The sequence below is a fragment of the Agrobacterium sp. 16-2014-1-2a genome (assembly GCF_053522705.1).
In genome coordinates, this window is sequence record NZ_JBNWBX010000011.1 from 77367 (window position 1) to 102544 (window position 25178).

Genomic DNA, 25178 nt, shown 5'->3' on the forward strand with positions numbered 1-25178 from the left:
TCGGCGTATTTGGCGTCGATGTCCCATCACAAGCCATCGAATATTTCAACCTGAGGTACATATTTTCGGCGCCTTATATAAGCGGCGACTATAAAAAGACGGATTAATTCTTAATCGCATCTAAACTTTGTTGAATTATTTAGCAGACACCATTGAAATACATGCCCTATAAAAATTCCATAAAACAATCATAACGCGACATCGCGGGGGAATATCGCGAATGGAAGAGACTGCCTATCGGGGGATAGATAGACAGACTGAAACCGGTGACACGCTTCGCTCAACGACGCAGCCGGTACCGGGCCGCTTTTCGCGGCGGCGTTCGCTCGCCAGCAAGATAACCCTGATATTTCTCGGCGGCGTGATCTTTTCCTACAGCATCGGGGCGCTCGTCGGCTGGTACATGTTCGTTGCCGCAGCCAGCGAGCAATGGCTCAACCAGGCCCGCGTCAATTCACAGATTGCCAGCGCCACCCTGCGCAGCATCTATACCTATGTCAGCGTCACCGCCGACACGGACGGACAGGTGAACGGCATCTTGACCGACAAGCCGATTGGCGACGACGCATCCATTCTCGTTACCGGCTTCAACCCCAGCGACGTTCTCGCCCTCATCGGTGCGCAGACCAAGAATGCCGTCTGGCTTTTCCGCTACGATGAGGCCGATTCCGGATTCCGTCAAATCGCGGCGGCCTTCGACAACGCCACCGACGACGCCGAAAAACCGATTGCCACCGATCCCATCTTCTCCAGAGATGCGGTCGCCGCGCGTTTTGCCACCGGCTTTGCGACGATTGGCGATTCCAGCCATTATATCGGCCTATTGCCGATCATCAGCACGGAAACGAAAAAACCGATTGGCGCGGTCGCCGTCAGCATCGGCGGTTCGGACGCACTTTATGGCGCGCAGCGCAAGCTCATCTACAATTCGCTCGTCGCCCTGATCGTTGTTCTGACCGTCACCGGCGTTCTCGTGACGCTGATTGCCAGGCATTTTCTGAAACCCGTTCCGGCGCTGGTGCAGGCGACACTCAGGATCGCCCGTGAGGAAACCGATGTCGTCACACCGTTTCAGGATCGACGGGACGAGATCGGCGATATGGCCACCGCCATCGAAACCCTGCGGGAGGCCGTTCTGGAACGTGGACGGCTCAGGCAGATACGTGACATGGCGCAGCAACTGGAACATATGGCCCATCATGATGCGCTGACGGGGCTTCCCAACCGCGTGCTCTTGATGAAGACGCTGGAGAACCGTCTCGAACATCTTTCCACGTCAGGCCAGCCGTTCAACGTCATGCTGCTCGATCTCGACCGCTTCAAGGCCGTCAACGATACGTTGGGACACGCGGCAGGCGACGCCCTGCTGGTGGCCGTGGCCTCGCGGATTTCCTCCGTGCTCGGTGAAAACGACATGGTGAGCAGGCTCGGCGGCGACGAATTTGCGATCATACAAGCGGTGACCGATAATTGTCGCGAGGATGCGGGCGCGCTGGCAAAGCGCGTGGTCCATGCGGTCTCGCGCAGCTTCAGCCTCGAAGGTAGCCATATAAGCGTCGATACCAGCATCGGCATCGCCTGCGCGCCCGATCACGGCAACTCCGCCACCCAGCTTCTGCAACATGCGGACCTTGGTCTCTACCGGGCGAAATCCATGGGATGCGGCTTTTTTGTCTTTTACGAGCCTGGCATGGACATGGCGGCGCAGCACAAGCACGCGCTCGAAATAGACATGAAATCCGCGCTCGAAAACCACGAATTCGAGCTGTATTACCAGCCCGTGGTCAATCTGGAGAGCGGCCGCATTGTCGCCTACGAGGCCCTTGCCAGATGGCGGCACAGCAAGCTTGGCATCATCACGCCGGATCGCTTCATAACGCTTGCCGAAGAAAACAATTTCATCAAACCTCTGGGCGAATGGGTTTTGGCGCAGGCCTGCATGGACGCCATGACCTGGCCCAGGGATATCCGACTTGCCGTCAATCTTTCCGCCGTGCAGCTTTGCAATGACGATATTGTCCCGATCGTTGACGGCGCGCTGAAAGCCTCCGGCTTCCCGGCCGAGCGGCTCGAGCTTGAAGTGACGGAAACGGCAATGCTCGAGCGCGACAACAGCGCCAGGGCTTTAAAGCTGCTGAAGGAAATGGGCGTCCGCCTCGTGCTTGATGATTTCGGCACCGGTTATGCCGGGTTGAGCACGCTGACGCATGTTGCCTTCGACAAGATCAAGATCGACCGCGAATTCGTTTCCGGCCTGCCGGAAAATCCAATGTGCTCGGCCATCGTCAACACCATCATCGACATGGCAGAACAGATCGGCCTGAAAGTCACCGCCGAGGGCGTGGAAGACAAGAAACAGGTCGAGGCCCTCAAGCTTTCCGGATGTGACGAGGCACAGGGCTATTATTTTGCCGAGCCGGCGCCGCTTGCCCGGATACTCAAGAACCGTGCCGTCATCGCCCAAACCGGAAACGACGAATATAGCGACGTCGGACGACCGATGCAGGAAACCTATTACCCGCCACAAAAAGCGATTTGAGAACGCGGCTGACAGCCAAAAGGACATAAAATGCGCATTTCAGTATTTTGCCTTTTCCTCACATGCTTTATCCCCACAACTCCGGTGCAGGCCGCCGGCGAAGGCGATACGCTTCGGCAGATTGCCAAGACCGCGAAAATCCGCATCGGTTATCGTGAGGCAGAACCGCCGTTTTCCTATCAGCTGCCGGACGGAGAAGTGACCGGCTTCTCGACTGATCTTTGCCGTGCGATCAGCGAGGACATCCGCACGCAACTGAAGCTGGACAAACTCGACATTGAATATGTAAAGGCCACGCCCGCAACCCGGTTCATTCTCGTCCGGAGCGGCAAGATCGATATTGAATGCGCGGCGACGACCAACAACAGCGAACGCCGGAAAATGGTGGATTTCTCCTATCCGAATTTCATGACCGCGACGCAATTTCTCTCCCGTAAACAGGACAATCTGAAGAGCCTTGCCGATCTGGCCGGACGCTCCGTCACATCCGCCTCCGGCACGGTCAACATCGAGCAGCTGAATGCGGTGAACCGCGAAAAGAACCTCAATATCTCGGTGATGCCCACAAAAACCAATGAGGAAGCCTTCGAACTCGTCGTTGCCGGCAAGGCCTCTGCTTTCGTCATGGATGGCATATTGCTGGCGGCGCTGGCGGCAACATCGGAGAATCCCGACCTCTACGCGCTCTCGGACGAAACGCTGAGCGCACCCGAACCGTACGGCCTGGTGTTTCGGCGCAACGACCCGGCCTTCAAGGCGGCGGTCAACGAAAGCCTGCGGCAGATCTTCACCGGTCCCACCATTCACGGCCTTTACGAAAAATGGTTCACCAAACCCATTCCGCCCAATGGCATGAACCTGAACCTGCCGATGACCGCCTCCTTGAAACAAGCCTATGACCATCCGAGCGAATACCGGGACTGAGGGAGTAAAAACCCCACCTCTATTTTATGAAAATGTTTTGACTGATAATTTTGGCTGGAGATGCGCGATGCAGAGATCGACATTGTGGCTCATGCTTGGGGTTTTTAGTCTTTTACCCACCATTGCAGCCGCCGACGAGACCCAACCGCCTACACTCGAAACCATTGCCAGAACCGGCACCATCCGGCTCGGCTTTGCCGACAGAAATCTTCCCTTTTCCTATATGGGAATTGGTCCGGAGCCGATCGGTTACAGCATCGAACTGTGCCTGAAGGTGGCGGATTCCATCAAGAAGAAGTTGGGCCTGCCGGAATTGAAAATCGATTTCGTCAAGCGCACCCCCAGCAACCGCATCACGCTTCTCAATGATGGCACAATCGACATGGAATGCGTGGCGAGCACGAATACGGAGGAAAGACGCAAGGCCGTGTGGTTTTCCTACAGCCACTTCATCACCGGCACGCGTTATGTCGCCCTGAAATCAAGCAACATGACAAGCGTCAGCGATCTTGCCGGTCGAACCGTGGTGGTGACAACGGGAACGATCAATATCAGTCAGCTGAATGTGCTTAACCGCAAACTGGGACTGAACATCGCCGTCCTGCAAAACGACAGTACGGAAGGCAGTTTCGACATGGTGACGGAAGATCGAGCCTCGGCCTTCGTCATGGACGATATTCTTCTGAGGTCCTTCGTCGCTGAAACGGGCAAGCCCGAAGACTATTCCATCTCGAACGAATATCTTGCCCCACCACAGCCCTATGGCCTGATGCTCCGACGGGGCGACACCGCCTTCAAGAACGCCGTCAACGAAGCCCTTGGGAAAATTTATGCAAGCGGCGAAATCAACGCGATCTACGACAAGTGGTTCAACGCGCCGATCCCGCCGAACGGCATAAACCTCAAGCGCCCGCTTCCCGACGATCTGGCCGAGGCATTTAGAATGCCGGTCGATACGACGGCAGAGTAAAGAAAAACGCCGCCCTGCAAGGGGCGGCGGTATTCGGAGAAAACATCACGCGGCGCGCAGGTCGGCGCTCAACGGTATCTCGACATCGATCTCCAGTATGGAGACATGCTCGTCACGATCCATCTTCACATGCACCCGATCGTTATCGATCTGTACATGCTTGGCGATGACGGCGAGAATTTCTTCCCGGAGGACGGCGACGAGATCGGTTCCCGACGACGCCCTTTCGTGGGCAAGCAACACCTGCAGTCGCTCGCGCGCAAGCGGTGCCGACTTTTGTTTACGGAACAGGCCGAAAATGCTCATGCAGCCCTCCTAGCAAAGATCTTGGAGAAGATACCCCGCTTTTCGCCCGGAATGACCACCGGAATGTCCTCGCCTGACAGGCGGCGGGCAGCGTCGAAGTAAGCCATCGCAGGTGCACAACGGGCATCCGCGAGCGTAACCGGTGCACCGACGTTGGAAGCACGCAGCACATCCGTGCTTTCGGGAATGATACCGAGCAGCGGAATGGAGAGGATTTCCAGAACGTCGTCGACCTTCAGCATGTCGCCACGCTCGGCACGGGCCGAATCATAGCGCGTCAGAAGCAGGTGCTTTTCCATGCGCTCGCCGCGTTCGGCCTTCAGCGTCTTGGAATCGAGCAGGCCGATGATGCGGTCACTGTCACGCACCGAGGAGACTTCCGGATTGGTGACCACGACGGCCACATCCGCATGGCGCATGGCCAACGTCGCGCCGCGTTCGATACCGGCCGGGCTGTCGCAGATGACCCAGTCGAAATGTTTCTTCAACTCGGCGATGACCCATTCCACGCCTTCCGGCGTCAGATTGTCCTTGTCGCGTGTCTGCGAGGCGGGCAGCAGGAACAGCGTCTCGAGGCGCTTGTCGCGGATCAGCGCCTGCGTCAGCTTGGCATCGCCCTGGATGACGTTGACGAGATCGTAAACCACCCGGCGTTCAGCACCCATGACGAGATCGAGGTTACGCAGTCCGACGTCAAAATCGACAACTACGACCTTCTGCTTGTTCTGCGCCAATGCGGCGCCAAGCGCTGCGGTCGAGGTGGTCTTGCCAACCCCGCCCTTGCCGGAAGTAACAACGACTACCTTCCCCATACGGCTCTCCTGTTCCTGTGTTGTTTTCTCTATGTCGTCAGCCAAGTTTTTCGGCCTTTATCGTATCGTTTTCCAGCCACAGCTGAACGGGCTGGCCGCGCAGCTTGTCGTCAATGTCCTCGGCAACCTTGTAGACACCGTCGATTGCCAGTAGCTCCGCTTCCAGCTTGCGGCAGAAGATGCGCGCCGAAACATTGCCAAGCGAACCGGCCATGGCGCGACCGCGCAACGCCCCGTAAATATGCACCGACCCGCCCGCGATGATTTCCGCACCCGAGGCGACCGAACCGATGACGGTCACATCGCCTTCGGGGAACATGATCGACTGGCCGGAGCGCACCGGCTCGTTGATGACCAGCGACTGCACCACGGCCCGAACCTCGCCCGAAGCGCGCGGCTTTTCTTCCGGCAATTCGGCGGCAATGGCGACGGGCTCGACCTCGACATCTGAAGCGGGCTTTCCGCCCTTCAGCGACGGCGGCATGCCCGGCTCGATCATCGAGGGGCGAACACCTTCGATCCCCATGATGCCGACATTACGTTCCGTCAGCGCTGCCAGCAGAGCCTTCAGCCCTGCCTTGTCCAGCGACAGTTCAGACGCATCCAGAACCACCGGACGCGACAGGAAGAACCCGGCCGAACGTGCAGCAAGATCATCCAGCCGTTCCAGCCATTGATCGAGCGGAGCTTCAGGGGACAGAACGACCGCGAGGAAGGAGCGGCCTTTGATACGGATCGAACGCTGGTCTGTTAGCACTTTGGTCATCTTGGTAAACAAATCGTTGACAATTAGGTACCTCGAATATGGTTAACAAATGGTTAACAACACCCCTTAAACGACGGTTTCGTTAAGAGAATTCCGCTGCGAAAAATCTCATGCACAACATTCATAAGCTCCGTTTAGCTTTTGATTTTGCGAACTTTGCCTGCTTTCGAAAACTCACAATAGCAGTTGATCCTTGCTGCAACCTGACGCCCGCATGACCGTGTGCGGACGCCGCCTCCCCTGCCTGACCATGCCCCGAGTCGCAGTCCGTGCAAACTGTCCGATTCCGGCACGATGTTCGCCACTGGCGGATGGGTCGCCATTTGCTTGAGGAGCGGAAAAACGATTCCGTTATGCCTGCCGATGCTATAGACACGAGGCCAACCCGACACATCCAACGGAAGAATGCGATGCACAGCAAAGTCCCGGCGACCGCCCAGATCTCCTCGCGCGAATATGGCGCCTTCCTGTTCGACATGGATGGAACGCTGCTGAATTCCATTGCGGTGGTGGAGCGGGTCTGGCGCGAATGGGCCGTAGACAACGGCATAGAGCCGGAGGCTTTCCTGCAGCGCATCCATGGCATGCGCGCATCCGAGGTTGTGCGTCGCGAGGCAGTTCCCGGCCTCGATATCCAGGAACAGGCGGATATGCTTTTGCAAAAGGAAATGGACGATGTTGACGGCATCCTCCAGATTCCGCAGGCAGCCGCATTTCTTGAGAAATTGCCGGCCGGAAAATGGGCTATCGTCACCTCCGCCGCCCGCGCCCTTGCCGAACTCCGGTTGGCTGCGGCAGGCCTCACCCCGCCTCCAGTGATGATCTGTGCCGAGGACGTTGTGAACGGCAAGCCTGACCCGGAGGGTTACAGAAAGGCTGCTGCGAAGCTCGGCGTCGCACCTGAAGACTGCGTCGTCTTCGAAGATGCGCCCGCCGGCATTCTGGCGGGGGAAAGCATGGGCGCAACGGTCGTGGTCATTAACGCCACTCATTCGCATCCCATCGAAACGCCGCACCTTTCGATCGGTGGGTACGGTGAGCTGGACGTCACCATCGGCGACGACGGCGGCTTGAAGCTCACAAGTAACAAGGGCTGAAAAGCCAACCCAAACATGCGGTGTCACCCTCGGGTCTGCCCCGAGGATCAATCACGTTCGTAAAATCCAATCCATTGCGCCGAGCCTGCCGCACCGGTCCCCAGTCTTTCGCCGTGTAGTTTTCCTCTAGCGGCCAATTGACAGCACCGCATAAATCCTACCTAATAAAATTGGTAAGACCATCTTACCGCTTGCGCGAAGGGGGGAGACTTTCGCGCTGGGAGGACATCATGTTTTTGGCTCTGGAGCCGCGCCGCCTCTACAGGCTGGTCGCGGAACAAATTCGCTTGCTTATCGAGAGCGGGGAACTGACGGACGGTCAGCGCCTGCCGGCGGAGCGCGATCTGGCGGAACGTTTTGGCGTGTCCCGCCCGACGGTGCGGGAAGCACTGATCGTTCTGGAAGTGGAAGGCCATATCCATATCCGCATGGGTTCGGGCGTGTATGTGAACACGTCCCGAACGGCTAACAAGGCAAAGTCACCCGTGCCGGACGCGCACGGCCCATTCGAAATCCTGCAGGCGCGCTGCATCATTGAAAGCGCTATTGCCGAGGAGGCCGCGCGGCTTGCCACGTCTGAATGCATCGCCAGGCTGGACGACATCATCGAACGCATGGCCGGGGCGCTCGACAATTCGCCGCAGGCCCTCAACCTGGACCGCGCCTTCCACACCGCCATTGCCGACATCATCGGCAACTCGGCGCTGAACCGCTTTACCGGCCTGATCTATGACGAGCGCAGCCTTTCGCCCTATTTCGAAAAGCTCGCCAGCTATTTCGAGGGTCCTCACACATGGATTCTTGCGGTTCAGGAACACCGGGTGATCCGCGACGCGATCGCGGCGAACGATCCGGAAGGCGCACGCGAGGCGATGCGCCAGCATCTGACGCTGTCGCAAAAGAGATTTTCCGAGAGTTTCGGGGAGGAAACGATCGGAGAGGAGTGACCGCGCCGCAACCGGCGACGGGAAAAACAGAAATCTGGCTTTAATTCGGGAGGAGTTAAGAATGAAAATCAGATTGTCGACTTTGATGGGCGCAACCGCTGCCATTTTGCTTTCGGCTTTGGCGGCACAGGCGCAAACAACGCTGAAATGGGCGCATGTCTACGAGACCTCCGAACCGTTCCACACGGATTCGGTCTGGGCTGCGGAAGAAATCGCCAAGCGCACCGACGGCCGCTACAAGGTGGATGTATTCCCCGCCTCGCAGCTCGGCAAGGAAGCGGATATCAACCAGGGCCTGAAGATCGGCACGGTGGATATCATCATCTCCGGCTCCAGTTTTGCCGCACGTGACTTCAAGCCGATCGGCGTCACCTATTTCCCATATATCTTCCGCGACCCGAGCCATCTGATCGCCTATACCAAGAGTGATATCTTCAAGCGGCTTGCCAAGGGTTACGAGGACAAGACCGGCAACCACATCGCCGCCGTCAGCTATTACGGCACGCGCCACACCACGTCGAACAAGCCGATTGCCAACTGCGCCGATATGGCGGGACTGAAGATGCGTGTTCCCGACGTTCCGGCCTATCTCGCCATGCCACGCGCCTGCGGCGCCAACACGACCCCGATCGCATTCGCAGAAGTCTATCTGGCGCTTCAGAACGGCACGGTCGATGCACAGGAAAACCCGCTGACCACCATCGAGGCAAAGAAGTTCTTCGAAGTGCAGAAGAACATCGTGCTGACCGGCCACATCGTCGACCACCTCAACACGGTGATCTCGAAGAACCTGTGGTCGAAGCTTTCCGATGAAGACAAGAAAATCTTCACGGACGTCATGCAGGAAGCCGCCGTGCGGACCACGAAGACCATCGAAGGACGCGAAAAAAGCCTCGTGGAAGAGTTCAAGAAGCGTGGCCTGAACGTCGCAGAGGTGGACAAGGCGGACTTTGAGAAGAACGTCATGGAGAAGGTGAAGTTCGAGGACTTCGGTTACGACAAGGCCGACTGGGAAGCCATTCGCGCCGTCAAGTGAGCCAAGATCCGGTGCGGCCTCCGTTGCCGCACCGCCCTTTCTCTCCAGACGGGATATCTCAATGTCGCAGGAAATTCATACTCAGGTCACGCCTGAAGAACTCGCCCACACGTTTGACGAGGCGCCGCCCGAAGTCGACCTGAAGGTCTACGCCTTCGAGGACTGGGTTACGCTTGGCCTTTTCTGGCTGATGACAGGTTGCGTGTTCCTTCAATTCTTCACCCGTTACGTGCTTAACGACAGCTATGCCTGGACGGAAGAAATCGCCGTCAACTGCCTGATTGGCGTGGTGTTTCTAGGTTCGGTCATGTGCGTGCGCATGTCACGCCACATCCAGGTGGATGTGCTTTATCACTACGTTCCGCCGCAGGTTGCCCGCGTCATGTCGATCCTTGTCGACGTGCTGCGCATTGTGTTCTTCGCCTACACCTCGTGGCTGATGTGGCGGTATCTGGAAATCGTCGCGGACGAGGAAATGGTCACCGTCGCCCTGCCGCGCAACATCGTTTTCTATACGGTTCTGGCCGCTTTCGTCCTGATGTTCTTCCGTTCGGTGCAGGTCTTCATCGCCAACATGCAGCGTGGCTATTCCGTTCTGGAACGGCCGGAAGAATTCCAGAGCGCGGGGGATTGAACATATGCTTATTCTTATCGGCTCGTTTCTTCTGTTGATGCTGATCGGCCTGCCGGTCGCCATTTCAATGGCCACGGCATCGCTTCTCTACATCGTCTCGTATAATGTCGCGCCAGATATCATCGCGGCGCAGCGTCTGATTGCGGGCGTGGAAAGCTTCCCGCTTCTCGCCGTTCCCTTCTTCATCCTTGCCGGCAATCTCATGAACACGGCGGGGGTGACGGGACGCATCTATTCCTTTGCCGTGGCGTTGGTCGGCTGGATGAAAGGTGGTCTGGCACAGGTCAACATCATCGGCTCGGTAATCTTTTCCGGCATGTCCGGCACGGCCCTCGCCGACGCCGCCGGCATCGGCACCATCGAAATCAAGGCAATGAAGGATCATGGTTATCCGGTCGAAGCGGCCGTCGGCGTCACCGCCGCTTCCGCAACGCTCGGGCCGATCTTTCCGCCATCGTTGCCCTTCGTCATCTACGGCATGATGGCAAACGTCTCGATCGGCGCACTGTTCATGGCCGGCATCGTTCCAGGCGTCGTCATGACGCTTTTGATGATGATCACCGTTGCCGTTTTCGCCTACGTCAAGGGTTGGGGTTCCGATACGCCGTTCAACCTCAGAACCATCTTCGGCGCTTCGCTTGAAGTGCTCGTCGTCATGATGGTGCCGCTCGGCATCTATCTCCTGACGCTGTTTGGCCTGTCGCTCAACCTGTCGATCCTGATCGTGCTGGTGGTCTTGCTCGCCTGCGACTGGTATTTTGACTTCTCTGCCGTGATGGCCCTGATGACGCCGGTGATCCTGATCGGCGGCATGACGATGGGCTGGTTCACGCCGACGGAGGCGGCTGTCGCAGCCGTGTTGTGGTCTCTGTTCCTCGGGCTTGTCCGTTACCGGACGATGACGTTCAAGTCGCTGGCAAAATCGACCTTCGACACGATAGAGACCACGGCATCGGTTCTCTTCATCGTTGCGGCGGCATCAATCTTCGCATGGCTTCTGACGGTCAGCCAGGCAGCACAGTTGCTATCGGCGGCGATCCTGACGATCACCGACAGCAAGTGGATTTTCCTCCTGCTGGTCAACCTGCTGATGCTGTTCGTCGGCTGCTTCCTAGACACGATCGCGGCAATCACCATCCTCGTGCCGATCCTGCTGCCGCTGGTGCTGCAGTTCAATATCGATCCGGTGCATTTCGGCCTCATCATCACCCTCAACCTGATGATAGGGCTGCTGCATCCGCCGCTCGGCATGGTGTTGTTCGTGCTCTCACGCGTGGCGAAACTCTCCGTCGAGCGCACCACCGTCGCCATTCTGCCATGGCTGGTGCCGCTGTTCGTGGCGCTGCTGCTGATCACCTTCATCCCGGCAATCACCTTGTGGCTGCCGACCGAGATGGGCCTGATCCGCTAATCGACGCACTGCCCGCGCGGCTAGCCGCGCGGGTTTCATTCATCCAATACACATACGATGAAAGGCACGGTGATGCAGACACGCGTGGCACGTCTATACGGCCGTGAAGATATCCGCGTTGAAACGCAGGACATGCAGGCGCCCGGCCCCGGTGAAGTGCTGCTGACCATGGCGGCGGGCGGCATTTGCGGTTCCGATCTACATTATTATCAGGACGGCGGCTTCGGGCCTGTGCGGGTGCGCGAGCCGATCATCTGCGGCCATGAGGCATCGGGCCGGGTGGAGGCGCTGGGCGAAGGCGTCAGCGAGCTCGCACTCGGCCAGCTCGTCGCCGTCAATCCCTCGCAGCCTTGCGGCCATTGCCATTTCTGCCTGAAAGGCCAACCGATCCATTGCCTCGATATGCGCTTCATGGGCAGCGCCATGCGCCTGCCGCATGAACAGGGCATGTTCCGTGATCGGCTCGTGGTTCCCGCAAAACAATGCGCGACATTTTCAGACACCACTTCGCCCGCTGAAGCCGCCTGCACCGAACCGCTTGCAGTCTGCCTGCATGCCGTCGCACAAGCGGGCGATCTGACCAGCGCCAAGGTGCTGGTAACGGGCGCCGGGCCGATCGGCCTCTTGACGATTGCCGCCGCCCGCCATGCCGGTGCCGGCATCATTCTCGCCACCGACCTAACCGATGCGGCGCTGGAGCGCGCGCCCGCCATGGGGGCGGACCGCACCATCAATGTCGCGAAAAACGCAGAAGCACTTTTACCCTATCAGGACAATAAGGGGTATTTCGACGTCGTTTTCGATTGCTCCGCCGCGGCACCTGCGCTTCGCGCCGCCTTCGCCTGTGTACGTCCGCGCGGTACTGTCGTGCAGGTGGGCGTCACCGGTGACATAACCATTCCGCTCAATGCGCTGGTGGGCAAGGAAATCCTCTGGCGCGGCTCGCAGCGTTTCCACGATGAATTCGCCATTGCCGCCCGCCTGATCTCCACGCGCGGGATCGATGTGAGGCCGATCATTTCCCACAGCTTCCCGCTTGAAGAGGCGAAATCCGCATTCGAGCAGGCCGGAGACCGCTCCGCCGCCTGCAAGGTGCAGCTGACATTTTCCGCAGAATGATGTTTGAGGATAAAAAATGAGACATACATGGCGCTGGTTCGGCCCGGTGGACAAGGTCACGGTTCAGGATGCGGCTCAGGCAGGGGCGGAAGGCATCGTAAGCGCGCTGCACCACATCGCCACCGGCGATGTCTGGCCGGTGGACGAGATCGCCAAACGGCATGAGGCGATCAAGGCCGGTGGGCTGTATTGGGACGTGGTGGAAAGCGTGCCGGTCTCCGAGGAGATCAAAACCCAGACGGGCGACTGGAAAAACCATATCGCCAACTGGCAGGAGACGCTGCGCCGCCTCTCCGCCACGGGCATTCGCACCGTCTGCTACAATTTCATGCCGGTGCTGGACTGGACCCGCACCGATCTGCGCTGGGAAACGAAGCACGGCGCAAAAGCCATGCGTTTTGACCTTTCCGATTTCGCCGCCTTCGACATTCACATTCTCAAACGCCCCGACGCAAAGGGCGATTATCCGGAGTGGCTGATCGAGGAAGCGGCAAAATGTTTCGCCGACATGCCGGATACGAAGATCGCCGCACTCGGACGTAATATCGGCGCGGGCCTGCCGGGTTCGGCGGATGGTTACACGCTCAGCCAGCTTCTCGAAAAGCTGCGCTCATATCACGGCATAAACCGCGAAAAACTGCAGCAGAACCTGATCAACTTTCTGTCGGAAGTGACGCCGGTCGCGGAAGAGGTCGGCATCAACATCTGCGCCCACGGCGACGATCCCCCATGGCCGCTGCTCGGCCTGCCGCGTATTCTTTCAACGGAGTCCGACTACGCCCATATGCTCTCGCAAGTCGACAGCCGGGCCAATGGTGTTACGCTCTGCACCGGCTCGCTCGGCGCGCGGGCGGATAACGACCTGCCCTTCATCGCCAGCCGTTTTGCAGACCGCATCCATTTCGTGCATCTGCGCAACGTCACGCGCGACACGGACACCGTGCCCTGCTCCTTCTTCGAGGACGAGCATCTGGAAGGTGGAACGGATATGGTCGCCGTTATCGCAGTACTTCTGTCGGAAGAATCCCGCCGTCGTGCGGAGGGCCGTGCAGACCACACCATTCCGATGCGGCCCGACCATGGCCAGGAAATCCTTGATGACCTGACGCGCGGGGCGCAGCCGGGTTATCCCGCCATCGGCCGATTGAAGGGGCTGGCAGAGCTTCGCGGCATCGAGCGCACGCTGTCGCATGGCCGTTTCGGATTGGCGAAGCAGGCGAATTAAGCCGACACGATTGGCTGCCGGCAGCCTCTTAGCTTGCGGTCAATCGCGTCCTGAATTGAAGATACGAAAAGGCGGCAAGCCCACCGGCAATGGCGCCAACGGCTTTCACAACTGCATCTGTCATATGCGGATGCCGTGTGGGCGACAGAAATTGCAGCGCCTCGATGCCGAAAGCCGCCACGACACCCGCGACAATGATGGCAAGCCAGTAACGCGGATAGGCCAGCACGAAGGCAGCCGAACAGAAGGCAAAGGCGGCGGCGCGGTCGATGCCGACGGTCGTCAGCGTATGCGGCCGAAGCCCGATCGGGCAAACTGTAACGATCACGATCAGCAGCAGAACCGACCAGGCGATGTATTTCGGAAGTCTATTTGTCATCATGACGTCACAATAGAGCGCTGCGCGCATAAACGGAAGATCGTCTTTTTCTTCCACCGCCCAATAAATCACACTTTTTGGACAGATACTGCACAATCCGGCTTTCGCTGAAGCCTTACTCGGGCTAAGGCAGAGGGCAACCGGACAAGGATCGCGGCTGATGGCCTTTCAGGCTGTCGCCCTTCGGTCCGGTTTTACGGTATCGGGTGGATTTTCCACACAGGATCAGATTTTCAGGGAAGAGCACAATGAGTTTCAAGCCGCACGGCAAACATCTGGTTGCAGGAGAATGGGTCGCCACGGAAGCGAAATTCCGCAGCGAGCCTGCACATGGCGAAGCTTTCGATTTTTCGGTCGGCACCGTCGATCTGGTGAATGCGGCCGCAGAAGCAGCCGAAGAGGCTTTCTGGAGCTACGGCTACACGACCCGCGAAGAGCGCGCCGCATTCCTCGACACCATCGCCGATGAGATCGAGGCCCGCGCCGACGCCATCACTGAAATCGGCACGTCCGAGACCGGCCTGCCCGCAGGACGCCTGCAGGGTGAACGCGGCCGCACCACCGGACAGCTTCGCCTTTTCGCATCGCATATCCGCAAGGGCGACTATCTCGACCGCCGCCACGACGAAGCGCTGCCTGACCGCCAGCCGCTGCCGCGCCCGGATATCCGTCTGATGCAGCGTCCGATCGGCCCCGTTGCGGTCTTCGGTGCGTCCAACTTCCCGCTCGCCTTCTCGACCGCCGGTGGCGATACCGCCGCCGCTCTCGCAGCCGGCTGCCCGGTTGTGGTCAAGGGTCATTCCGCCCATCCCGGCACCGGTGAAATCATTGCCGAGGCCGTTCTCGCCGCCGTCAAGAAGCACAATCTGCATCCCGGCGTCTTCTCGCTGATCCAGGGCGGCCGCCGCGATGTCGGTTCCGCGCTCGTCCAGCATCCGCGCATCAAGGCAGTCGGCTTCACCGGCTCGCTCGCCGGTGGCCGCGCACTGTTCGATCTCTGCGCCCAGCGTCCGGAACCGATCCCGTTCTTCGGCGAACTCGGTTCCGTCAACCCGATGTTCCTGCTGCCGGAAGCCGTTTCCGCGCGCGGTGAAGCCATCGCCAAGGGCTGGGCAGGTTCGCTCACCATGGGTGCTGGCCAGTTCTGCACCAATCCCGGCATTGCCGTGGTGCTTGCCTCGCAGGCGGATGCCGTGTCGGAAACCGCACGGGCGGCCCTTTCCGAAGTCGGCCCGCAGGTCATGCTGACCGACGGTATCGCCGCTGCCTATCGTGACGGTCGCGACCGCATCGCAGCCGGTAACGGCGTGCGCGACGTTTTGACCACCACCTGCGACCTGCGTAACGCAACGCCTTACCTGTTCCGCGTTTCGGGCAAGGACTGGGTTGCCAACCACGCGCTCGCCGAAGAAGTCTTCGGACCGCTCGGCCTGATCGTGACGGTCGACAGCGCTGAAGAAATGATCGAAGTGGCAAAGAGCTTCGAAGGTCAGCTGACAGCGACCATGCATCTTGACGCAGGTGACGCCGAACTCGGCCGCAAGCTGCTGCCGATCCTCGAGCGCAAGGCCGGCCGCGTTCTCGCCAACGGCTTCCCGACCGGCGTTGAAGTCTCCGAAGCCATGGTTCACGGCGGCCCCTACCCGGCTTCCACGAACTTCGGCGCGACCTCGGTCGGTACCATGTCGATCCGCCGCTTCACGCGCCCTGTTTCCTACCAGAATATTCCTTCGGACGTTCTGCCGCAGGATATCCGCTGATCAAAAAAATGGGGAGGGCGCTCCTGCGCCCTCCCCATTCACAATAGTGCTTCGGTATCAGGCCGACTGGATCGCCTGTATTTTCTCGATGCCGCCGACAGTGCCGGCGAAATCCTGCCAGACGCCCTGCGCCCCCTTGCGCCACTCATCCAAGGCTTCGGGCTGCAAGACCTTGCCGCCCTTCGAAATCGCAAGCTCCACAGACTTCGCCTCGTCCTCGACGATCAGCTGGTTGAAATAGAGCGCGCCTTCGCTTGATGCTTCGGTCAGGGCCTTCTTCTCTTCGTCATCGAGCTGGCTCCAGAAAGCCGCACCATAATAAACCACGCCCGATGCCCAGATATGGCCGGTCTCGGTCATGTAGGGCACAACCTCGTAAAGCTTGAACCCGGCATAGGCGGACTTCGTCAGATCCATGGCGTCGGCTACGCCGGTTGACAGTGCATTATAGGTCTCGGTGATGGGAATGCCGACCGGCGTGGTGCCGAAGGCGCTCCACAGCTTGGTGTGCAGCGGGCTCTGGATGACGCGGATCTTCTTGCCGTTGAGCTGCTCTGGCCGGGTTACCGGCTCCTTGGTCAGGAGATGGCGGGCGCCGTAGTTGATGAAGTCTACGGCCACGAATTGCTGCGCGCCAAGCTTGGTCTTCAGCTCGCTGCCGGTCTCGCCCGTCACCACCTTGCGAACATGGTCTGCATCGCGGAACAGGAAGGGCAGATCGAGGATTTGCAGTTCCGGCACCCAGCCGGAGAGCGAAGAGACCGTGGAAAGGCTCGCCTGAACCGATCCGAGACGGATATTTTCCGCCACTTCCTTTTCGCCGCCCAGCGCACCGCTCTTGACGATGTTGAAGCGGAAACGGCCGGGCAGCTTTGCCTCCACCAGCTCGCTGATCTTCACCCAGATTTTCGTCTCCGGCTTGTCGTCCGCGAACAGGGAGGCGACCGTAATGTTGCGGGTCCTGGCATTTGCGTTGCGCACGAAGGCGGGCGTGGCAAGTGCTGCCGCACCCGCAGCGGAGAGTTTCAGGAGATTGCGACGATCGATAATAGTCATGAATAAAACCCCGGATTTAGAAGACAATGGCCCAGGCGCACAGAATGGCGAGGGAAACGAGAAGGGATAGGAGATAGGGAACGACGGCCTGGAATAGCGCTGTCGCCGGAATGCGGGTGACACCGCTGACGACGAAGATCAGCATGCCGAGCGGTGGTGTGAGGCCATGGATCATCAGGTTGACCACGAGAATGACGCCGAAATGGATGGGATCGATGCCGGCCGCAACGGCCGCGGGCAACAGGATCGGTCCAAACAGCAGGATGGCCGCACCGATATCCAGCACCAGCCCCACCACGAGCAGGATGAGGTTGGAAAGCAGAAGCACCGCGATCTTGCTGCCGCCAAGCAATGTCACGAAATCCGTGACGAGGCCGGAGACATTATCGACCGCCAGAAGAAAGGCGAAGGGGCCTGCCGTGCCGATAAGGAGACCGATGGCCGCCGCCTCACCGGCTGATTGCCGGAAAGTTGCGAAGATACGCCCCGCGCCCAGCCGGTACCCGAAGCCGAGAAGCAGCGTGTAGAGTGCGGCAAGTGCGGCCGCCTCCGTGGTGGTGACGACGCCGATGCGGATGCCGACCACCACGATGACGCCGAGACCGAAGGCGGGTATGGCGGCGATAGCCGAGCGCCAGCGTTCCGTGCCCGTGGCGCGCGGCAGGGTATCGACGCTGCGCACGCTCCAATGGATAGCCACCGCAAGGCAGATCGCCATCAGCCCACCGGCGAAAAAGCCGCCAACCAGCAACGAGCCCACCGACAGGTTGGTAGCCGTTGCAAGGATGAGAAAGGCAATGGAGGGCGGGATGACATTGTCGAGCACCGACGTTGCAGCGATGATCGCGCCCGCCTGCGCCGGCGGATAGCCGTGTTTGACCAGTTCCGGCTGGAAGGTTGAAGCGCCGAAGGCGGCGTTGGCAACAGAGGAACCGGATGCGCCGGAAAACAGCACGCTGGTCAACAGCGTCGTCTGCGCCAGCCCTGCCCGGCGGTGTCCAACCATGGAGGCGGCGAACCGAACCAGCTGGTTGGCAACCCCCGATTCCGTCAGCAGGCTTCCGGCCAGCAGGAAGAAGGGGATGGCGAGCAGCAGGAATTTCGACATGCCTGTTACCGTTGAGGAAACGATGGCCGGCTCCGGCAAGGTACTGCCGAAGGCGATCGCCACATAGGCTGCGGCGAGAAAGGCATGGGCGAGCGGTGCTGCCAGCACCAGCCCCACCGCCGCCGTCAGCGCCAGAAATAGGCTGGGCGGCAGGCTCGTATCTATGAAGACTTCCGGCAGGCCGACATAGGCCGCAATTGCAATGGTGAGAGACACTAGAACGGCAAATGTCTTGCCCTCACTGACACGCTGAAGCGGCAGGTAAAGAAGGATCAACGCGCCGCCTGCACCCAGAAAGCCAAAACGCACCCATTCCGGCAGACCGAGCGTCGGAGACGTACCACCCAGCATCGCCGCGATTTCAACGCCACCGAAGGCGAGGATCAGTGCTGCGATGAAGGAGAAGGCATCCGCCAGAACTTCGGTGGCGGCATGAAACCGCTCAGGCAAAAACCGCACGAAAACATCGAGCCGCATGGCAAGCGCGCTTTTGAGACTGAGCGGCGCGCCGACCGCGATCATCGCCACATGCAGCCAGATGCCGAGATCTTCCGCACCGATGAAGCCGGTGTGAAACAGATAACGCAGGGTGACATTGACCAGGACCACCACGAGAAGAGTCGCAAGGATTGCGGCGGCGACCGCGCCAAGCGCCTTGTCCAGAACGGCAAGCGCCCGCTCCGCCGCACGCTGCGGGCCGATGCGCCGTTGTGCAATCGTCGTTGCCGGACCAGCCGTCATGTCTTTTTTCTCCACTCCCGGAAGGCCATGTTTACGATGCCTTTACCGAGAGGTCGCGGTCGAACAAGGTCGACCAGGTGAATTGTTTGGCTGACGAGACTTCCCGCGATACATCAAGACGCGGAAGAACCTTTTCCCCGAAACGGAAGGCCTCTTCCAGCAATGGCATGCCGGACAGAATAAAGGTATTCACGCCCGCCTTTTTATAGGCCTCCAGCGTGCGGATCACCGTATCGGGCGAGCCGACAATTGCGGTGCCCGGTCCCGGCCGAACAAGACCGATGCCGGCCCAGAGATTGGGGGCAATTTCGAGATCACGCAGGTTCTCAGGCTTCTGTCCACCATGCATCGCCGTCATGCGCTGCTGGCCGACGGAATCGGTCTTGCCGACGAAACGCTGGTTGGCTGCAATGGCACGCTCGTCCATGCGCCCGTAAAGATCGGCGGCGGCGGCCCATGCCTCTTCATCCGTATCGCGGACAATAACGTACAGGCGAATACCGTATTCCAGCTCACGGCCGAGTTTCTCCGCCCGCGCCTTGACGAGATCGACCTTCGCGCCGATCTGATCGGGCGTTTCACCCCAGGAAAGATATGTCTCGACATGTTTGGCGGCGACCTCGATCGCCTTGTCCGAAGAGCCGCCGAACCATAGCGGTGGTGGCTCTATGCCTTGCCCCACCGGCAGCGCGAGCTTCGCACCCTCGGTCTGGAAATGGCGGCCCTTGAAATCGACCGTCTCACCGGCAAAAAGACGATGCCAGATCTGCAGATATTCATCCGCCATATCGTAGCGTTCGTCATGCGGCATGGTCATGCCATATGCACCGAGCATCTTGGTATCGCCCGAGACGACGTTGATCAGCAGGCGTCCGCGCGAAAATTCCTGAAGCGTCGCCGCCATCTTGGCGAGCAGCGTTGGCGCGACAAGACCCGGATGAATCGCGACCAGAAACTTCAGCCGCTCGGTATAGGAAAGCAGCGCGCCAGCCAGAACCCAGACATCATGCGCGCCGGTGGCAAACAGGGCGCCTGTGTAACCAAGCTGATCATAAGCAAGAGCAAGCTGCTTGTAATAACCGAGATCAACCTTGCGGGATCCTTCCGGTTGCCAGGGATAGGCGCCATCGGGCGCGCACATGTACCAGAAAACGTTCATCTGTCGCCTCCCGCGCTGCCTGATTGTGGGGCCGGTCTCTGCCCGGTCAGAACCGGTAGAGAGAAATGGCCGTGCCTGTAAAGCGTATCGGCCTCCTCCTGCTGTTCGGCAAGGATATTTTCGGCGGCGGGCACCACCGAAAGATCGCGTGAGCGCAGCACCTTTGCCCAGGACTGCGCATCGCCTTCGCTGCCTGGCTCGGCGGCAAGAAGGGCCGCGGCTCTGTCTATATCCGCCATGACGGCGCGGCCAACGCGGTCCAGTTCGGCGGCAATCGCATCGCGTTGTTCCAGCGCCACAGTGTGACGCGCGAGCGTCCAGAACAGCGAACGGTTGGGAATGGTGGAGCCGCAACGGACCAGAAGACTGATCCCGTCATGGGTCAGGGCTTTTTCGAGCCGTGGCGACATCGTCACCCAGGCATCGACGCGGCCTTCCACGAGATCGCGCAGGCTATCGCTGTCACCGCTCTCGATGCGTATTACATCCGCAAGGCCAAGCCCCGCCCCTTCCAGGCTACGCGCAAGAAGATAGGTATGAAAAGACCAGTCAATCAGCGATATGCGTTTTCCCGAAAGGTCGGCCGCAGAGCGGATGGGGCTGTCGCGCCCCACGAGGATCGCGCCGTTTGCGGGGCGTGGTGCCGAGGCAGCGATATAAGCTGCGGAAAGCCCCCGCGCATCCGCCTCGATTGGCGGCGTCGAGCCCGTGCCCCCGAAATGAATTTCGCCTTTTTCCAAAAGCGCTGCGGTATCGCGCCCCTCGCGGTAGGGCACGAATTCCGGATCGAATTCATCAAACGCGCCGGGCCAGAGCCGGGCGAGCCGCAAATGCAGATTGTTGGGATGGACCCCGATTTTCATGTCGACACCTCATTTCTCAATCAATCTACTTTTTTATAGAATGTTTTCGAGGAACGTTTTGGCGATCCTCTGCGGGAAAGCGAAAGAGAAATCTATAAATCCTGTAGATTTTAAAAAATTTCCTGACACGGTCAAACTCGGCCTAATCAAACCATTGAAATTTATCGCAATACAATTTACTTTTTTATAGTTTGAAAAATGGACCTGTAGTCGTGACGAAACCGGTTTCCAATCTCATCTGCCGCAGCGTGGTGGAGGCGAGCGAGCTTTTAAAGCTTGTCGCCAACGCCAATCGCCTGGCCATCGTCTGTTATCTCATGGAAACGGAGGCTTCCGTTTCCGCACTGGAATATGAGCTCGGCATTCAGCAACCGACACTTTCCCAGCAGCTTGCCGAATTGCGCGATGCCGGTGTGATCGAGGGCTCGCGGGAAGGCAAACAGGTGATTTATCGCGTCACCGACCCGCGCATCATCCAGCTCGTTGCGACATTGCGCGGTCTTTATACTGATCTTTCTGATGTGACCGGCAAGAAAGGCAGGCGAGCTTTGCCACTAGATGAGGCGATGTTCGATTAGCATGATCGACCTCTACACCTGGATCACCCCGAACGGCCTGAAAATCTCGATTGCGCTGGAGGAACTCGGCCTGCCCTATATCAGCCACGCCATCGACATTGAAAAAGGCGAACAATTCTCAGCCGACTATACCCGCGTCAATCCCGGCTCGAAAATCCCGGCAATCATCGACCGCGATAACGGCACAGTTCTAGCGGAATCGAACGCGATTCTGATCTATCTCGCCGAAAAGGCCGGGCGTCTTCTGCCTGCCTCCCCTGCTGCGCGGCTGGCAGTCACCGAATGGCTGATGTGGCAGGCCGCCAATTTTGGCCCGACACTCGGTTATGCCCATTATTTCCTGACCTACAATACCGGACAGGCACCCTTTGCCGAGGCGCGTTTCGCCTCGGATACGGAGCGCCTCTACCTCACACTGAACCAGCGCCTGACGGGCCGGGAATTCATCGCCGGTGATTTTTCCATAGCCGATATCGCCATCTGGCCATGGGTCTCGCGTTTCGCGCGCCATAAAATTGACCTCGACGATTTTCCGGCGGTACAGCAATGGTATCGCCAGCTCGGACAGCGCGAAACCTTCCGGCGCGGTTACCGCGTGCCTTTCGCAACATCCGATGTACCGGGTCTTTAACCCGCTTTAGCAGGCGACAAGGTGACCGGGCGAGACCTCACGGTACTCACGCGGTTTCACCACGTAATCGATCGCGCGGATCGGGCTTTTCAGCTCGTCATTCGCGGCATTTCGCCGGGTGTTTCTGCGGTCCGGGTCCGGCACCGGCACGGCGGCCATCAGCTTGCGGGTGTAATCATGCTGCGGATTGTCAAACACCGCCGCACGCGGGCCGATTTCAACGATCTCGCCGAGATACATTACCGCTACCCGGTGGCTGACGCGCTCCACCACCGCCATGTCATGGCTGATGAACAGGAAGGCGAGATCGAGGCTTTGCTGCAGATCCAGCATCAGGTTGATGACCTGCGCCTTTATCGAAACGTCCAGCGCCGAAACGCTCTCATCGGCGACAATCACCTTCGGCTGGAGCGCAAGCGCGCGGGCGATACAGATACGCTGACGCTGGCCGCCGGAAAATTCATGAGGGTAGCGCGCCGCCATATCGGGCGAAAGGCCGACCTTCGCCAGCATATCGGCCACAACATCCTTTGCCTCGCGGGCGTTTCCCATGCGGTGCTCCAGAAACGGTTCGGCAATCGCCGCACCCACCGTCATGCGCGGGTTGAGCGAGGCATAGGGGTCCTGAAAGATCATCTGCACCGTTTTGCGCATCTCGCGCATGCCTGATTTGTCGAGGGCGAGAATATTCTCGCCATTAACCATCACTGAGCCGGCATCCGGCTCGATCAGCCGCATGATGGCGCGCCCGGTGGTCGATTTGCCGCAACCGCTTTCGCCGACCAACGACAATGTCTCGCCGGCCCTGAGATCAAAGGACACATTCTCCACCGCATGCACGCGGCCGCTGAGCCGCCCCAAAAGGCCGGAGTGAATATCGAAGCGCTTGGTCAGCCCTTCTACCTTGAGCACCGGCTGGGCACTCGCGTCAACGGTATCGCCGGGCCGCGCCGGCTGCTGCGTTTCGCCTGTGGTGGTGTTGACGATGGGAAACCTGAGCGGTCTTTCCTCACCCGTCATGGAACCCAGAACCGGAACGGCGGACAAAAGCGCGCGGGTATAGGGATGCTTGCCGCGATGAAAGATATCAGCGGTCGCGCCAACTTCCACCTGCTCGCCGCGATACATGACAACGGTACGATCGGCGATCTCAGCCACCACGCCCATGTCATGGGTGATGAACAGAACCGACGTGCCTTCCTCCTCCTGAAGCGTCTTGATGAGGTCAAGGATCTGGCCCTGAATGGTCACGTCGAGTGCGGTCGTCGGCTCATCGGCGATCAGCAGCTTCGGCCGGGATGCAAGCGCCATGGCGATCATCACGCGCTGGCGCATGCCGCCGGAAAAGCGATGCGGATATTCATCGAAACGCGATGCGGCTGAAGGAATACGGACCTTTTCGAGCAGCCGAACCGTCTCCGCCCTCGCTTCGGTTTTCGACATCGGCTGGTGGCATAACAAGGCCTCGGAAATCTGGTCGCCGATGGTGAACAGCGGATTGAGGCTGGTCATCGGCTCCTGAAAGATCATGGCGACCTCGTTTCCCCTCACCTGCCGCATGGCATCTTCGGAGAGGGACAGCAGGTTGCGTCCTCCAAGCAGGATTTCACCCTCCACCCTGCTGCTTTCACGATCCAGCAGCCGCATGATGGAGAGGGAGGTAACGCTTTTACCCGAACCGCTTTCACCGACGATCGCGACCGTTTCACCCGGCCCGACATCAAAGGAAATATCACGAACCACGGGTTTCCAGCCGCCATCCACGTGAAAGGACGTGGTGAGATTGCGGACGGAAAGCACGGCATCTTCGGCACCAACGGGTGCGGCCTGCGGCATGGTCATGATCGTTCCCTTCTTGTCGTTAGGTTTTGGCGGCGCAAGCGGTCAAGCCTAGTCCGGCCAGCGCAGCATGCCGTCGAAGCGGTGTCGGCTCCGGTCTTCGAAAGGTGTTGCAATCACCTCGTTGGAGGCACGCGCCTTGTCCAGTTCCTCGGCCAGACGAGACGCCACGATGGTTTCCTGTCCGGGATGCAGATTGCATGGGTCGAGATAGAAATAGCGATGCTCTACCTCGTGGTCGCGGGTGATGATGGGAGGATTGCCCCTGGCCAACGCCGTCGTCAGGTCCCAGGCAGTGATATGCGCTTCTTCGGCATCGATGATCACGCGCAGCCTGTCGAGCGGGTTATTGGTCGGATCCGGCTCGATGAGCGCGGTCACGCCCGGGCGGCCATCCAGCGTTTCCTTCCAGAGATTGAGATATCCGGTCTCGCGCTCACGGATGCCGGCATGGTCGCGCTTTTCCCAGGCTTCCAGTGCCGCCATAACGCCATAGATGCTTTCCTTGCCGACCTTCATGCCGCGGCCAATGCCCATATTTTGCAGGAAGGCGTGGCGCACCAGTTCCTTACTTCCGGCCACGATGCCGGAGGTGGGGCCGCCGAGAAACTTGTGGCCGGAATAGAGTACAATATCTGCGCCGGTGGCCAGAAACAGCTCCAGATCATATTCGGACGCCGCATCCACGATAATCGGAACACCCTTGGCATGGGCGATCTCTACGAATTCGGAAAGATGCAGCAGGCCGTAATTCACGACATGGTGCGAGATGACATAGACCGCCGCCGCCGTCTTTTCGGTGATGGCGTTTTCCATGTGGAAGCGATGGGTCGATGTGGCCTGCCCGACCAGCACCACCTTGCCGCCGCCAAGCCGGATCGCCTGATCCACCGGCGCGCCGTAGCTCACCACATGCCCCATCTGCACCAGCACTTCGTTCTTTTCCGGTGCGATATCAGGCAGCTTTTCGATGGCCAGGAGATTGTTGCCGGTGATGGCGCCGGCAACAGCAAGGCTGATGCCGGAAGAGCAGGAAGCAGTGACGAAACCAGCCTCGCCGCCCGTCAGTCTCGCGATGATCGCGCTTGCCTTGCGCTGCAGATCGTTGATCTCTACGAATTGCGGCAGGATCGCCGCCATGGCCTGCACCGCCTCTGGAACGACGACGGAAGCACCGAGCGACGTCATGGTGCCCGAGACGTTGATGACCGGGCGAAGGCCGATCCTGCTTCTGATATCCTCGGTCATGTCTTTCTCCTGTCTTTGCGATGCGATAGG

23 protein-coding genes are annotated in these 25178 nt (G+C 59.3%); 13 read left to right on the forward strand and 10 right to left on the reverse strand.

Going from position 1 to position 25178, the window contains the following annotated elements:
• The first annotated feature begins 220 nt into the window (after positions 1-220).
• From ACQZ45_RS24235 to ACQZ45_RS24245, 3 genes are all read left to right on the forward strand, one after another.
• Positions 221-2539, forward strand: coding sequence for an EAL domain-containing protein (locus ACQZ45_RS24235; protein ID WP_013761514.1), 2319 nt, complete (start codon positions 221-223; stop codon positions 2537-2539).
• 30 nt (positions 2540-2569) lie between these two features.
• Positions 2570-3463 (forward strand): amino acid ABC transporter substrate-binding protein, encoded by an 894-nt coding sequence (locus ACQZ45_RS24240; protein WP_060642281.1) that lies wholly within the window; start codon positions 2570-2572, stop codon positions 3461-3463.
• Between the two features lie 67 nt (positions 3464-3530).
• Positions 3531-4433 carry an amino acid ABC transporter substrate-binding protein gene (locus ACQZ45_RS24245; RefSeq protein ID WP_003510747.1) on the forward strand — a complete coding sequence of 301 codons (903 nt, stop codon included), beginning with the start codon at positions 3531-3533 and terminating at the stop codon, positions 4431-4433.
• Positions 4434-4478: 45 nt separating this feature from the next.
• Here ACQZ45_RS24245 and minE read toward each other — a convergent pair whose 3' ends face one another.
• The 3 genes from minE to minC are packed head-to-tail and all read right to left on the reverse strand — an operon-like array spanning position 4479 to position 6317.
• Positions 4479-4739 (reverse strand): cell division topological specificity factor MinE, encoded by a 261-nt coding sequence (gene minE / locus ACQZ45_RS24250; protein ID WP_003510750.1) that lies wholly within the window; start codon positions 4737-4739, stop codon positions 4479-4481.
• Positions 4736-5551: a septum site-determining protein MinD gene (gene minD / locus ACQZ45_RS24255; RefSeq protein WP_003510752.1), complete on the reverse strand. Its 816-nt coding sequence runs from the start codon at positions 5549-5551 to the stop codon at positions 4736-4738. The genes minE and minD overlap by 4 nt, the downstream gene beginning before the upstream one ends.
• 37 nt (positions 5552-5588) lie before the next feature.
• A complete protein-coding gene (gene minC, locus ACQZ45_RS24260) occupies positions 5589-6317 on the reverse strand; it encodes a septum site-determining protein MinC (RefSeq protein ID WP_003510754.1) in 729 nt (242 codons plus the stop codon).
• 410 nt (positions 6318-6727) lie between these two features.
• Between minC and ACQZ45_RS24265 the strand changes: the two genes are divergently transcribed.
• The 7 genes from ACQZ45_RS24265 (at position 6728) to uxuA (ending at position 13786) form a co-directional block, all read left to right on the forward strand.
• Positions 6728-7414, forward strand: a complete 687-nt coding sequence (locus ACQZ45_RS24265) for an HAD family hydrolase (RefSeq protein WP_019564617.1) — start codon at positions 6728-6730, stop codon at positions 7412-7414.
• Positions 7415-7644: 230 nt separating this feature from the next.
• Positions 7645-8361 (forward strand): FadR/GntR family transcriptional regulator, encoded by a 717-nt coding sequence (locus tag ACQZ45_RS24270; protein ID WP_065661645.1) that lies wholly within the window; start codon positions 7645-7647, stop codon positions 8359-8361.
• A 61-nt stretch (positions 8362-8422) separates the two neighbouring features.
• Positions 8423-9397, forward strand: a complete 975-nt coding sequence (locus ACQZ45_RS24275) for a sialic acid TRAP transporter substrate-binding protein SiaP (protein ID WP_013761518.1) — start codon at positions 8423-8425, stop codon at positions 9395-9397.
• A 61-nt stretch (positions 9398-9458) separates the two neighbouring features.
• On the forward strand, positions 9459-10031 hold the full coding sequence (locus tag ACQZ45_RS24280; protein ID WP_013761519.1) for a TRAP transporter small permease: 573 nt from the start codon (positions 9459-9461) through the stop codon (positions 10029-10031).
• A 4-nt stretch (positions 10032-10035) separates the two neighbouring features.
• Positions 10036-11442 (forward strand): TRAP transporter large permease, encoded by a 1407-nt coding sequence (locus tag ACQZ45_RS24285; protein ID WP_003510762.1) that lies wholly within the window; start codon positions 10036-10038, stop codon positions 11440-11442.
• Positions 11443-11514: 72 nt separating this feature from the next.
• The gene (locus ACQZ45_RS24290) at positions 11515-12561 is read left to right on the forward strand and encodes an L-idonate 5-dehydrogenase (RefSeq protein WP_112153996.1); all 1047 of its coding nucleotides are present in this window, start codon (positions 11515-11517) and stop codon (positions 12559-12561) included.
• Between the two features lie 16 nt (positions 12562-12577).
• A complete protein-coding gene (gene uxuA, locus ACQZ45_RS24295; protein ID WP_112153971.1) occupies positions 12578-13786 on the forward strand; it encodes a mannonate dehydratase in 1209 nt (402 codons plus the stop codon).
• Between the two features lie 28 nt (positions 13787-13814).
• Here the strand turns inward: uxuA and ACQZ45_RS24300 are convergent, their stop codons facing one another.
• Positions 13815-14168: an antibiotic resistance protein VanZ gene (locus tag ACQZ45_RS24300; RefSeq protein ID WP_034501960.1), complete on the reverse strand. Its 354-nt coding sequence runs from the start codon at positions 14166-14168 to the stop codon at positions 13815-13817.
• Between the two features lie 245 nt (positions 14169-14413).
• On the opposite strand from ACQZ45_RS24300, the gene ACQZ45_RS24305 reads away from it, so the two are divergent.
• Positions 14414-15925 carry an aldehyde dehydrogenase (NADP(+)) gene (locus ACQZ45_RS24305; RefSeq protein ID WP_013761523.1) on the forward strand — a complete coding sequence of 504 codons (1512 nt, stop codon included), beginning with the start codon at positions 14414-14416 and terminating at the stop codon, positions 15923-15925.
• Positions 15926-15982: 57 nt separating this feature from the next.
• Here ACQZ45_RS24305 and ACQZ45_RS24310 read toward each other — a convergent pair whose 3' ends face one another.
• Genes ACQZ45_RS24310 through ACQZ45_RS24325 form a run of 4 tightly spaced genes read right to left on the reverse strand, consistent with a single transcriptional unit; the run spans position 15983 to position 20852 of the window.
• The gene (locus ACQZ45_RS24310; RefSeq protein ID WP_112152934.1) at positions 15983-16981 is read right to left on the reverse strand and encodes a TRAP transporter substrate-binding protein; all 999 of its coding nucleotides are present in this window, start codon (positions 16979-16981) and stop codon (positions 15983-15985) included.
• A gap of 16 nt (positions 16982-16997) precedes the next feature.
• Positions 16998-18830, reverse strand: a complete 1833-nt coding sequence (locus ACQZ45_RS24315; protein WP_448742574.1) for a TRAP transporter large permease — start codon at positions 18828-18830, stop codon at positions 16998-17000.
• A 31-nt stretch (positions 18831-18861) separates the two neighbouring features.
• A complete protein-coding gene (locus tag ACQZ45_RS24320; protein ID WP_448742575.1) occupies positions 18862-19989 on the reverse strand; it encodes an LLM class flavin-dependent oxidoreductase in 1128 nt (375 codons plus the stop codon).
• Complete coding sequence (locus ACQZ45_RS24325; protein WP_448742576.1) at positions 19986-20852, reverse strand: ABC transporter substrate-binding protein; 867 nt, start codon at positions 20850-20852, stop codon at positions 19986-19988. Before ACQZ45_RS24325 ends, ACQZ45_RS24320 begins: the two co-directional genes overlap by 4 nt.
• 212 nt (positions 20853-21064) lie before the next feature.
• On the opposite strand from ACQZ45_RS24325, the gene ACQZ45_RS24330 reads away from it, so the two are divergent.
• Together ACQZ45_RS24330 and ACQZ45_RS24335 are read left to right on the forward strand one after the other, a co-directional pair.
• Positions 21065-21430 (forward strand): ArsR/SmtB family transcription factor, encoded by a 366-nt coding sequence (locus tag ACQZ45_RS24330; RefSeq protein WP_003510774.1) that lies wholly within the window; start codon positions 21065-21067, stop codon positions 21428-21430.
• Position 21431: 1 nt separating this feature from the next.
• On the forward strand, positions 21432-22061 hold the full coding sequence (locus ACQZ45_RS24335) for a glutathione S-transferase family protein (RefSeq protein WP_112152938.1): 630 nt from the start codon (positions 21432-21434) through the stop codon (positions 22059-22061).
• A gap of 6 nt (positions 22062-22067) precedes the next feature.
• Here the strand turns inward: ACQZ45_RS24335 and ACQZ45_RS24340 are convergent, their stop codons facing one another.
• Positions 22068-23903, reverse strand: a complete 1836-nt coding sequence (locus tag ACQZ45_RS24340) for an ABC transporter ATP-binding protein (RefSeq protein ID WP_413373099.1) — start codon at positions 23901-23903, stop codon at positions 22068-22070.
• Positions 23904-23951: 48 nt separating this feature from the next.
• Entirely contained in the window at positions 23952-25148 is a 1197-nt protein-coding gene (locus ACQZ45_RS24345; RefSeq protein WP_448742577.1) for an aminotransferase class V-fold PLP-dependent enzyme, read from the reverse strand.
• Positions 25149-25178 lie beyond the last annotated feature (30 nt).